The sequence below is a fragment of the Xanthomonas sp. NCPPB 2922 genome, assembly GCF_041520885.1.
GTDB classification, from domain to species: domain Bacteria; phylum Pseudomonadota; class Gammaproteobacteria; order Xanthomonadales; family Xanthomonadaceae; genus Xanthomonas; species Xanthomonas campestris.
This window is the reverse complement of record NZ_JBGOFY010000002.1, coordinates 401,788-413,739: the sequence shown is the minus strand read 5'-3', so window position 1 is coordinate 413,739 and position 11,952 is coordinate 401,788. Positions and strand designations below refer to the sequence as shown.

The window sequence follows — 11,952 nt, the reverse complement described above, 5'->3', positions numbered from 1 at the left end:
GCTCTTGGAAGAAGTGGTCATGACTCAGGCACCCAGGGTGGCGACCAGCGCCAGATCGATCAGTTTGATGGCGGCAAACGGCAGCAACACGCCGCCCAGGCCGTAGATCAGCATGTTCCGGCGCAACAACGCCGTGGCGCTGGAGGGACGGAACCGCACCCCGCGCAGTGCTAGCGGAATCAATGCAGGAATGATCAGCGCATTGAAGATCAGCGCCGCCAGCACCGCATGCCGTGGGCTGGACAGGTGCATCACGTTGAGCGCGGCCATCGAGGGAATGGCCGCAGCAAACAATGCGGGCAGGATCGCGAAATACTTCGACACGTCGTTGGCCAGCGAGAACGTGGTCAACGCGCCGCGGGTGATCAACTGCTGTTTGCCCACTTCGACCACCGCCAGCAACTTGGCCGGATCCGAATCCAGATCGACCATGTTGCCGGCTTCCTTGGCGGCCTGGGTGCCGGAGTTCATCGCCAGGCCCACATCGGCCTGTGCGAGTGCGGGGGCGTCGTTGGTGCCGTCACCCACCATCGCCACCAGTCGCCCGCCGGCCTGCTCGGCGCGGATGCGCGCGAGTTTGTCTTCCGGGCGCGCCTGGGCGATGTAGTCGTCCACGCCGGCTTCGGCGGCAATCGCTGCGGCGGTGAGCGGGTTGTCGCCGGTGATCATCACCGTCTTGATGCCCATCGCACGCAACTGCGCGAACTTTTCCTTGATGCCCTGCTTGACCACGTCGCTGAGTTCAACCACGCCGAGCACGTGGCGGCCTTCGGCCACCACCAGCGGGGTGGCGCCGCCGCGTGCCACTTCTTCGATGCGCCCGTTCAACTCCGGCGACACCGTGGCGCCTTGCGCCTGCACATACGCCACGATCGCATCGCCCGCACCCTTGCGGATATTGCGCCCGGCCAGGTCCACGCCAGACATGCGCGTTTGTGCGGTGAATGCAATGAAATGCGCGTCTTCCGGCTCCACTGCCACTGCGCCTTGCTGACGTGCCAATTTGACGATGGATTTGCCTTCCGGTGTCGGGTCGGCGAGCGAGGCCAGCATGGCGGCATCACGCAGCTGTGCACGGTCGATGCCGGCCAACGGATGAAACGCGGTGGCCTGGCGATCGCCGTAGGTGATGGTGCCGGTCTTGTCGAGCAGCAGCACGTCCACGTCGCCGGCCACTTCCACCGCCTTGCCCGACTTGGCCAGCACATTGGCCGACAACGCGCGGTTCATGCCGGCAATGCCGATCGCCGGCAACAGCCCGCCGATGGTGGTGGGAATCAGGCACACCAGCAACGCGATCAGCAGCAACGGATCCAGCGTGACGCCGACAAAGCCCGCAATCGCCGGCAGCGACGCCACCACGATCAGGAAGGTCAGCGTCATCGCCGCCAGCAGTATCGTCAGCGCAATTTCGTTCGGCGTCTTCTGCCGGTTGGCGCCTTCCACCAGCGCAATCATGCGATCGAGAAAACTCTGCCCCGGCTCGGCGGTGACCTTGAATACGATCTCGTCGGACAGCACGCGCGTGCCGCCGATCACGCCGCTGCGGTCGGTCCCGGCCTCGCGCAGCACCGGCGCGGATTCGCCGGTGACCGCCGCTTCGTTGATGGTGGCCAGGCCACGCACGATCTCGCCGTCGGCAGGCACAAACTCGCCTTCGGACACCAGCACGAAATCGCCCGGGCGCAATTCGGCCGCCGGCACGCGGGTTTCGCGCCCGCCCAATGCGGTTTCCACGCGCCGCGCCACCAGGTCCTTGCGTGCGCGCCGCAGCGACGCGGCCTGGCCGCGACCGCGCGCCTCGGCGATGGCTTCGGCAAAGTTGCCGAACAGCACGGTGACGAACAGGATCGCCGTCACCGCCCAGCCGAAGCCGGCATTGCCATGCCCGCTGGCGGTGATCACCGCTGCCAGCAAGGTGCCGCCCATCACCACCGCCATCACCGGACTGCGCAGCAGATGCCGCGGCGTCAACTTCAAAAATGCCGCGCGCATCGCCGCCAGCAGCACCGCGCCATCGAACAACTTGGCGTCGGCGCGCTCACGCTTTTCAATCACAGGAATCGTAGACATTGCTCGGGAACTCTCAGGACGCCGCCAGGGCGAGGTGTTCGGCGATGGGGCCCAGCACCAGTGCGGGCATGAACTGCAGCACGGTGAGCACCAGCACGATGGCCATCAGGGTCAATGCAAAGGTGGGGGTTTCGATCTGCAGGCTGCCGGACGATTCCGGTGCACGGCGTTTGGTTGCCATGCGCGCAGCCACCATCAGCGGCAGGATCAGCGCCGGATAACGCCCCAGCGCCAGCACCACCGCGCAACTCAGATTCCACCAGTACGTGGCATCGCCCAGGCCTTCGAAACCGGAACCGTTGTTGGCGAATGCCGAGGTGTACTCGTAGAACACCTGGCTGATGCCATGGAAACCGGGGTTGGAATTGGCCGTCCACGCCGGCACCGACAACGCCACCGCGGTGAAGCCCAGCACCACCAGCGGCTGCAGCAGGATCAACAGCGCCAGCAATTGCACTTCGCGCGCTTCGATCTTGCGGCCGAACAATTCCGGCGTACGCCCGGTCATCAGGCCGGCCAGGAACACGCTCAACAACAGATACACCACGAACTGCTGCAGCCCGCACCCGACGCCGCCCCAGATGGCGTTGATCAACATGTCCACCAGCGTGACCAGCCCGCTCAACGGGCTGAGCGAATCGTGCATCGCATTGACCGAGCCATTGGACGTCTGCGTGGTCAACGCGGCCCACAACGCCGAGGCGTCGGCACCGATGCGCACTTCCTTGCCTTCCATCAACGCGGGCGATGCGGCGCTGGCCGAATGCGCTTCGGACCACAGCAGCAAGCCGGTGGATGCCACCGACATCAGCAGCATGGTGCCGAACACCAACGCGGTCAGCCGCTTGCGCCCGGTGAGATAGCCGACCATGAACACCACGCTCATCGGCAGCAGCACCAGCGCCAGCGTTTCCAGCAGATTGCTCAGCGGAGTGGGGTTTTCCAGTGCCACCGAACTGTTGGGGCCATACCAGCCACCGCCATTGGTGCCGAGTTGCTTGACCGCCACCATCGCCGCCACCGGCCCGACCGGAATGGTCTGCGTGGCCATACCGGCACTGCTGTCCAGCGGCGTCGCCGTCGCTGCACCCTGCAAGGTCGACGGCACACCCTGCCAGCCCAGCAGCAGCGTCCACAGCAGGCACAGCGGCAACAACACCCGCACGCTGGCGCGGATCACATCGGCCCAGTAGTTGCCCACGTCTGCATCGGGCAACGGCGCGCCTGCCGGTATTGACGGCTGCGTCTCGTGCGCAGCCAAGCTCGCTGTCGCGGTCTGCAACGCGCTGGAGTGCGGGCCGCTTGCCGTTGCCGCAACGTCGTTGGCATTCGCAACCGCCCGCCCGCCAAACAGCGCGCGCAAGGTTGCCACCGCCAGTGCCAGACCCATCATCGGCGTCACCACTTGCAGGCCGACAATGCCGGTCATCTGCGCCAGGTACGACAACTGCGCCTGGCCGGAGTAATGCTGCTGGTTGGTATTGGTGAGGAACGACACCATCGTGTGCAACGCGGTGTCCCAACGCATGTTGGGGATGGCATCGGGATTGAACGGCAGCCAGGCCTGGGTCATGAACACGCCCCAGGTCAGCACGCCCACCACCAGATTGCTGAGCAGGAACGCCGCGACGTAGCCGCGCCACGACATGCCTTGTTGCGGGCGCGTGCCAAGCACTGCGTAAAGAGGCCGTTCGATCCAGCCGAACACGGCGTCGCCGCGCATGGGCGCACCGCGCATCACCGCCGCCAGATAGCGACCCAAGGGCCACGCCAGCACGATGGCCAGCGCGTAGACAAGCAATGTTTCAGTCATTGGAGCGCACTCGCATCAGAAGTCTTCGGGCCGCAGCACCACGTACAACAAGTACGCGGCCGCCACGAACACGGCCACGCCGCACAGCAGGGACAACCAGGCAGGCATGTCGATTACTCCGTGGATGCGCAACACGGCGCAAGCGAGACACCGCCCGCAGGTGCAGGCGGCAGGGACGAACCAACAAGACAAGGCGCTGCCGCACCGGGCGCGCAGCGCCGATGGGGCAGACGGGAAAGAGCGTGCATCGGAATGTCCACGGCGGAACCGCTCCGCCAATGCGCGCAGTCTCGTCCTGTGCTGCGTAAAGTCGCTATGGACCTGGTGGGGCGGCCGCGTAAATTCCGCATAAAGCGCTGAATTGGCTTGTTTGTTCCGGCACTCGGGCCCACTTGGCTTCAGCGCTATTGGCAGGTGCTGGAGTTCCTGCGAGTCCACGCAGGGTTGGTTGCGGGCGGACTGCCCTGGCCGCTTCTGGGACACGCCGTGAATCCATCCATGGAGCAACTGTGGTGTTGGAGTGGCCACGGCCACTCCGAGGACCGGGCAAGCGCAGACGTGCCGCCTCCAACACCACAGTTGCTACAAGGACGTACTTGCGGCGTGTCCCGCGATGGTGGGCGGGCAAGGGCCCTGCAACGTCACCCCAGTTTGCGCCGTGCAACCAACGCAGACGAAGGGAGGAGACACACACTGAAAAGCAGAACACGGCATGCGCGAAGACAGCATCAGTCACGAGCACATGCATGCACCCCGACACAAATCCTCCGCAAGCCAAGGCACCGATCAATCGACAGCCGTCGGCCGGCTTATCGTCTTATGCACGCGAAGCTGCACTTCGCACAGAAGTCCTGCCCACACGCCCAAGCACGCTCCCATCCGACGAGACTCGGCAGCCTCCTGCCGCCGAGTCTCTTCAGTATCAAAAATACAAGCTCACCGCAGCGGCACATTCAACACCGATGGCGTCGCCACCGGCGACGTAAAGGTCAGCGTGCCGCCGCCGCTGGCATCGGTGTAGCGTGCGTCGCGCGTGTCGACCACCAACACCAGGCGCTGCCCGGCCGGGATCTCTGCTGCGGCGGCCTGCAGCGCCCACTCCAGCGTCACCGGCGTGCCGGGCGTTGCGCCGCGCAGCGAATACGGCGCGTGGGTCAGCAGCTGTGCAACGCCCAGCGCATCCATGCGGTACAGATAGGCGAACAGGCTCACCTGCGTCTGGCTGGGCACCACGGTGACCCGCAACGATGGACTGCCGGCCAGGCGCCGCACTCCGCTCGACGGTGCACCCACCCACACCGCCGCACCGGCCCGGTTCACCAGCGGGATGGAAGTGGTCACCGGCAGTCCGATTCCCTGCAACAGCCCACTGGCCAGCACCACGCCAGACTCGGCGAGCGTCGGCACGTCGGTACCAATGCGCGACTACCAGCCGCTGGCTGTGCCGTTGATCAAGCCGCCCGTGGGGCTGAGCAGACCGCCCGGCGCGGACAGCCCGAACCGCGTGGCGCCCTGTTGCACCGCCGCCCAGTCCGGGTAGTCCAGCCATTGCCCGGCGCGCGGCGACAGCCGCACCGGCGCTTCGTCGTCCACGCCATTGCGCAGCTGCTTGAGGTGGCGGTCGAACCAGCGCGTGGTCGCCGTGTACACCGCGTTGGGCAGCCCGAGCGCGCCCGGCAATTCGGCGGTGGCATGGTCGCCCTGGCTGAGCAGCAGTTGCTTGGGGCCGCGCAGCTGGTTGTAGAACGCGATGGTCTGGTTGGGCGGAAACAGGCCGTCGTTGAAGGCATTGCCCAGCAGCACCGCGGTGCCGCGCGCATTGAGCGCCGCCACATCGCGCGCCGGGCTACGCGATGCGGCCTGCGGCAGGAAGCCCTGCACCGCGCCGTCGTAATCGCCAGCCGCCACCCTGGCGCCGATCCTGGCCAAGTCCGGCCCCGGCCGGCCGGTCAACGTACCCGCCCCTACCAGCAGGCCCACGCCCTGCTGGCTCACCGTGCGATTTGCGTACAGCGAGGCTTCCAGATCCGCCCACCCGCTGAGCGCGGCCACCGCCTTGATGCGCGGGTCGCGCTCGGCCGCCAGCAGGCTGATGCCAGCACCATAGGAAATACCGGAGGCGCCAATCGCATCGGGATTGGTCGGCGTATGCGCCAGCGCCCAGTCGATCACCGCGCTGACATCTTCCACGGTGTCCGGCCCGGCGATATCGATCTGCCCGGCCGAATCCCAGAACCCGCGCGAGGTGTAGCTGACCACCACATAGCCATCGCTGGCCAACTGGGTGGCGCGCCCAAGATATTCCAGATTCGGCAGCGACCAGCTGGCCGGCATCACGATCAGCGGAAATGGCCCGCTACCCTGCCCTTGCGGCACCAACACCAGGGCGCCCATCTGCGCGCCGTCCCAACCCGGAATCCGTTCGTAGGTCTTGCTGAAGGCACCGGCCAGAGCCGACGCCGACGACAGCAACAACGCCATGGCGGCAAGACCGCCCATCCAACGCTTGTCCATCGTGTTCTCCCACGCGAGGCCGGGCCGGGATAGCCCAGCGGCAACTGCCATGCATCCGTGGTTCGGGGGGAGAACGTAGCGAACGTACCAGACGGTACGGTATGGCTCAAGGGTTGGGAATCGGGAATCGGGAATCGGGAATCGGGAATCGGGAATCGGGAATCGGGAATCGGGAATCGGGAATCGGGAGTCGGGAGTCGGGAGTCGGGAGTCGGGAGTCGGGACGAGCGACGAGCCGAGCGCAGGCAGGGCGATTAGATTGTTACTTCCGGATTGGCTGATGCAGCTGCGCCCGAATCCGTCGGATCAATACGTTTGCCGATTCAAGGGCGCTGTAGCACTGCACATTCGAAAATCACGCTCGCAGCGCAACGCGCAATGGCGCCAATCGCATGGTCATGCAGTCGAATGGACCATCAAAGCGAACGCGTAAGACTCACCCTGCGCCTACCCCACCCGCAGTACACAGCGCCAACCGACTCAGCCGACGAAGTGCTGGTAGCCACGTTGCGGCGGTTGCCATGGGTTGCCGCTGGCATCGTGGACCACCACGCCGGGCGCGGCGACGATGCGCCCGATGCGGGTGGCGGCCACTTGTGCGAATTCCAGTGCCTGCAGCACCGCATCGCGATGCTGCGCGGCAGCGGTGAAGCACAGTTCGTAATCGTCGCCGCCGCCCAGTTGCCACGCGCTGTACTGCGTGGCGGTGACGCCGGCGGTAGGTGGCATCTGCGGCAAGGCAGCCAGCGCAAGTTCCGCGCCCACGCCGCTGCGTTCGCACAAATGCCCCAGATCGGCCAACAGGCCATCGGACACATCGATGCAGGCATGGGCAAGCCCGCGTAGTCGCAGTCCGGCCTGTACGCGTGGCTGCGGGCGCAGCAGGTGCTGTCGCCACTGCTCCTGCACGGCGTCAGTGGCGGGCACCGTCACGTCCAGGTCGCCGGCCTGCCACAGCGACAATGCCGCCGCCGCCTCGCCCAGCGCACCGGTCACCCAGATGTCGTCGCCGACGCGTGCCCCATCGCGGCGCAGCGCCGCGTCCGGTGGCAGGCTGCCAATCGCGGTGACCGCGCACGACAACGGCCCGCGCGTGGTGTCGCCACCGACCAGGGCAATGCCGTGCAGATCGGCCAGCGCAAAAAACCCATCGGCGAACGCATCCACCCACGCGGCATCGTCGTGCGGCAACGACAGCGACAAGGTGCACCAGCGCGGCTGCGCGCCCATCGCGGCCAGATCGGAGAGATTGACCGCCAGCGTCTTCCAGCCGAGGTCGGCGGCGCCTGTTTCCAGAGGGAAATGCACACCGGCATTGAGCGTATCGGCGGTGATCGCCAACTGCTCGCCAGCCGGCGGCTGCAGCAGCGCCGCATCGTCACCGATGCCCAACGGCACATCGGCCCGCGCAGCAATGCGGGCACGCAGGCGGGCGATCAGATCGAATTCGGGCATGGGGACGGGAATCGGGAGAGGGGAATCGGGAATCGCAAAGGCGCGTCAGGAGATGTCGGAAACGTTGCTCTTCCGATTCTCCATTCCCGACTCCCCATTCCCGCGGCGCCTCAGGCGCCGCTGGCGCCCGATTCCATCTTGCGCCACTCCACGGCTGCGCGGTCCAGCACGCCGTTGACATAGGTGTGGCCGTGTTCGGAACCAAAACGCTTGGCGGTTTCGATCGCTTCGTTGATCACCACGCGGTACGGCACGTCCTGGCGATACAGCAGCTCGTAGGCGGCCAGGCGCAGCACGGCGCGCTCGATCGCATCGACTTCTTCCACGCCACGGTCCAGGTACGGCGTCAGCGCGGTATCCAGCTCATTGCGGTTGCTGAGCACGCCTTCTACCAGGCTCTCGAAGTAGGCCAGATCGGCCACTTCATGCGCCTGCTCGTGGGCAAACTGCGCGATCACCTGCTTGGCGAACCCACCGGCGATCTGCCAGGCATACACCGCCTGCAAGGCGCGACGGCGTGCGCGCGAGCGCAGCACCGGGTCGATGCCGTCACGACGTCCGTGGCGGGCGTGTCCACCGGGCTTGCTCATGGCAACAGCTCCATCAAATTGACCAGTTCCAGTGCGGCCAGGGCGCATTCTTCGCCCTTGTTGCCGTGACTGCCGCCGGCGCGTGCCTCGGCATCTTCCACGCGCTCGACCGCCAGCACGCCGTTGAGCACCGGCACGCCGGTCTGCAACTGCACGCTCATCAGGCCTTCGGCGCACAGGTCGGCAACGTGTTCGTAATGGCGGGTATCGCCACGGATGACGCAGCCCAGCGCGATGATCGCCGCATGCTGGCCGCCCTGGGCAACGCGGTTGGCGGCCATCGGGATTTCCCAGGCGCCGGGCACGCGCACCACGTCGATGGCGTCTTCGCCGATGCCGTTGCCGGCCAGGCTCTGACGCGCACCGGTCACCAGGGCGTCGGTGATACGGGCATTCCAGCGGCTGGCGATGATCACAAAGCGCGCGGTGGTGGGGCGAAGATCGCCTTCGTAGTGGGTCATGCGGGTCGGCAACTCGAGGGGGCGGGAAGTTTAACAGCAGCCGGGCAATGCGCCCGGTCTGCACGCCACGGCCGGGCCCGCCTGCGCAGGCCTGGCCGTAGTGACCGCCGGCTCAGGGCGCGGCAGCCACGCGCGGGGCGGCGCCTGGATGGCACTCCAGAAACTCCACCACCTCCAGGCCGAAGCCGGCCAGGCCGACCTGCCGCCGCGGCGTACCCAGCACGCGCAGTTTGCCCAGGCCCAGGTCGGCCAGGATCTGCGCGCCGGCACCGTTGCGGCGCCACTGGCTCACATCCTTGGCGTTGGCGGCCACCTCCGGCTGTTGGCGCAGGCGCGCCAGCAGCGATTCGCTGTCGCGCGGGGCCGACAGCACCACCATCACGCCCTGTCCTTCGGCGGCAATCGCGCGCAGCGCATCGGTGGCGGCCACGCCGAAATCATCGCGCTGCCAGTGCAGCAGATCGGCCAGCGGGTTTTCCACCTGCACGCGGACCAGGGTTGGCGTGGTCGGATCCGGAGTGCCACGCACGAGTGCGAAGTGCAGGTCGTGCGCGATGCGGTCGCGGTAGGTCACCAGATGGAACGGCCCGAATTCGGTTTCGATCTCACGTTCATCCACGCGCTCGACGGTGTGCTCGTTGGCCAGCCGGTAGGCGATCAGATCGGCGATCGAGCCCATCTTCAGCCCATGCTCGCGCGCGAACACTTCCAGCTGCGGGCGGCGCGCCATGCTGCCGTTGGGGTTGAGCACTTCCACCAGTACACCGGCCGGCTCAAGCCCGGCCAGCATCGGCAGATCGCTCGCCGCTTCGGTGTGCCCGGCGCGCGTCAGCACGCCGCCCGGCTGCGCAATCAGCGGGAAAATGTGGCCCGGCTGGCTGAGATCGTGCGGTTTGGCATCCGGCCGCACCGCGGTGCGCACGGTATGCGCGCGGTCGTAGGCGGAAATCCCGGTGGTGACCCCTTCGGCCGCCTCGATGCTGACGGTGAAGTTGGTATGGAACTGCGCGGTGTTATTGCGCACCATCGGTGCCAGTCCGAGCTGCGTGCAGCGCTCGCGGGTCAGCGACAAACACACCAGCCCGCGCGCGTGGGTCACCATGAAATTGATGTCCGACGGCTTGACCAACTCGGCCGCCATGATCAGATCGCCTTCGTTCTCACGGTCCTCGTCATCGACGATCACCACCATGCGGCCGGCGCGCAGTTCTTCGATCAATTCGGGGACAGGCGCAAAATTCATGCCGCACCTCGCGTGCCAAGCAGGCGTTCGACGTAGCGCGCCACCAGGTCGATCTCCAGATTCACCGCCGCGCCCACCGCCGTTTCGGAAAACGCGGTATTAGCCACGGTATGCGGAATCAACGCGACCTCGAACCCGGCATCGTCCACTTCGTTGACGGTGAGGCTGACACCGTCGACGCAGATCGAGCCCTTCTTGGCGACATACCGCAGCACCTGCGGCGGCGCAGCAAAGCGCCAACGTTGCGCGCGTGCATCGCCATGCACCGATTGCACCTGGCCCAGGCCATCCACATGCCCGCTGACCAGGTGGCCACCCAGCCGATCGGTGGGCCGCATCGCGCGTTCCAGGTTCAACACCGCGCCTTCCTGCAAGCTGCCCAGCGTGGTCAGCGACAGGGTTTCGGTGGACGCATCGGCCTGGAAACTGGCCGCATCGAATGCAATCACGGTCAGGCAGACGCCGTTGACCGCGATGCTTTCGCCAAGCTGCACCGCCTCGAACGGCAGGCTGCCGGTGGCGAAGGTAAAACGTACATCGCCGCCCTGCGGCTGGCGCGCGGCCAGGCGGCCAACGCCTTCAATAATGCCGGTGAACATCAGCACGCTCCTGTGGGCAATGGCCGCAAGGCGCGCGTAGAGCGCTGGACTGGCGTGCGGTAGCACGCTGGATGACGCATGGTGGACATAGCCGTTTCTCGCAAAAAAGTTGAGCGAAAAACGCCGCAAGGCAAACAGGCGCGCGCGCAGCCGCAAGGGCTGCGCGTTGGCCGTCTTCTTTCATCCGGACTATACCGTCGGCCCCGGCATCGCACCGGATCTGCTGACCTTCACCGCCGTGCTCTCAGCGAGAGATCGGCAGCGAAGCGCTCGCGGGCTCACACGCTTGCGCATGCATACCGCCGGTGGGGAATCGCACCCCGCCCTGAAGACGTTCGTAAGTACCGGCGAACCGGCGCGTCAATTCTACAGGGCGGCTTCCGGCGATAGCTGACTACCAAGACATGCCTGGCAGGACGCTGCGTCATGTCGGGAAATTCCCCATAGCCAGAGTTGTGAAGCTTTTGTTAAATTGCGCGCCGCGGCGGGAGACGTCGCTATTTCGCCCCGCAACGGAACGAAGACACGGACATCAATTCGGAGAGAAACACCCCATGCGTAACACCCTGATTCTGGCCGCCCTGCTGGCAGCCGCACCGTTTGCCGCCTCGGCCGAAGGCCTGAGCTATTCCTACGTGGAAGGTGGCTGGAACCGTACCGAGATCGGCGTCAACGGCGAATCCGACGACATCGACGGCGGCTACGTTCGCGGGTCCTGGCAGATTGCACAGCCGGTGTATGTGTTCGGCGGCTATGAGCGTGCCAACAAGGACTTCAACCTCGGCGGCGGCTTCGTGCTCGAAGGCACCCTGCAGCAGGCCACCCTGGGTATCGGTTACCGCCAGGAAATGACCGAGCGCGTCGACTTCACCGCCGACATCAGCGTGCTGCGCACCAAGGTCGAATCCGACCTGCGCCTGCGTGGCCGCTCGCTCGACGACTCGTCGGACTCGAGCAACCTCGGCTTCGCCAACCTGGGCTTGCGCGGCAAGCCCTCGCCGCGGACCGAAGCCTGGATCAAGGCCGGCTACATCGACGGCAGCGACGTGGACGAAGGCGAGTTCGTCGGCACCCTCGGTGGCCAGGTGAACTTCACCCCCACCTGGGGCCTGGTCGGCGAAGTCCAGTTCATCGACGACGCCAACCAGTACAAGGTCGGCGTGCGCGCAAGCTTCTGATCCAGCGCGTTGAAGACGTAGAGGCC

9 protein-coding genes, 1 pseudogene and 1 riboswitch are annotated in these 11,952 nt (G+C 66.2%); of the genes and pseudogenes, 1 reads left to right on the top strand and 9 read right to left on the bottom strand.

Going from position 1 to position 11,952, the window contains the following annotated elements; genetic code table 11:
• Positions 1–24 precede the first annotated feature (24 nt).
• The 9 genes and pseudogenes from kdpB to ACD584_RS04335 all read right to left on the bottom strand — a co-directional run bounded on the left by kdpB (position 25) and on the right by ACD584_RS04335 (position 10,748).
• Positions 25–2,073: a potassium-transporting ATPase subunit KdpB gene (gene kdpB / locus ACD584_RS04375; protein WP_076036409.1), complete on the bottom strand. Its 2,049-nt coding sequence runs from the start codon at positions 2,071–2,073 to the stop codon at positions 25–27.
• A gap of 13 nt (positions 2,074–2,086) precedes the next feature.
• Positions 2,087–3,886 carry a potassium-transporting ATPase subunit KdpA gene (gene kdpA, locus ACD584_RS04370; RefSeq protein WP_076036410.1) on the bottom strand — a complete coding sequence of 600 codons (1,800 nt, stop codon included), beginning with the start codon at positions 3,884–3,886 and terminating at the stop codon, positions 2,087–2,089.
• 15 nt (positions 3,887–3,901) lie between these two features.
• Positions 3,902–3,994: a potassium-transporting ATPase subunit F gene (locus tag ACD584_RS04365; protein ID WP_011035940.1), complete on the bottom strand. Its 93-nt coding sequence runs from the start codon at positions 3,992–3,994 to the stop codon at positions 3,902–3,904.
• Between the two features lie 828 nt (positions 3,995–4,822).
• Positions 4,823–6,400, bottom strand: a pseudogene (locus tag ACD584_RS04360) (CocE/NonD family hydrolase).
• 480 nt (positions 6,401–6,880) lie between these two features.
• Complete coding sequence (gene thiL / locus ACD584_RS04355) at positions 6,881–7,855, bottom strand: thiamine-phosphate kinase (RefSeq protein ID WP_076036411.1); 975 nt, start codon at positions 7,853–7,855, stop codon at positions 6,881–6,883.
• Positions 7,856–7,965: 110 nt separating this feature from the next.
• Positions 7,966–8,445, bottom strand: a complete 480-nt coding sequence (gene nusB / locus ACD584_RS04350; protein ID WP_014506644.1) for a transcription antitermination factor NusB — start codon at positions 8,443–8,445, stop codon at positions 7,966–7,968.
• The gene (gene ribH / locus ACD584_RS04345; RefSeq protein ID WP_011035936.1) at positions 8,442–8,906 is read right to left on the bottom strand and encodes a 6,7-dimethyl-8-ribityllumazine synthase; all 465 of its coding nucleotides are present in this window, start codon (positions 8,904–8,906) and stop codon (positions 8,442–8,444) included. Before ribH ends, nusB begins: the two co-directional genes overlap by 4 nt.
• 112 nt (positions 8,907–9,018) lie before the next feature.
• Positions 9,019–10,149: a 3,4-dihydroxy-2-butanone-4-phosphate synthase gene (gene ribB, locus ACD584_RS04340; RefSeq protein WP_076036412.1), complete on the bottom strand. Its 1,131-nt coding sequence runs from the start codon at positions 10,147–10,149 to the stop codon at positions 9,019–9,021.
• Positions 10,146–10,748: a riboflavin synthase gene (locus ACD584_RS04335; RefSeq protein ID WP_011035934.1), complete on the bottom strand. Its 603-nt coding sequence runs from the start codon at positions 10,746–10,748 to the stop codon at positions 10,146–10,148. Before ACD584_RS04335 ends, ribB begins: the two co-directional genes overlap by 4 nt.
• A 168-nt stretch (positions 10,749–10,916) precedes the next feature.
• A riboswitch (FMN riboswitch) is annotated at positions 10,917–11,085 on the bottom strand.
• 217 nt (positions 11,086–11,302) lie between these two features.
• Here ACD584_RS04335 and ACD584_RS04330 point away from each other — a divergent pair.
• Positions 11,303–11,926, top strand: a complete 624-nt coding sequence (locus ACD584_RS04330) for a hypothetical protein (RefSeq protein WP_011035933.1) — start codon at positions 11,303–11,305, stop codon at positions 11,924–11,926.
• The last annotated feature ends 26 nt before the right edge of the window (positions 11,927–11,952 follow it).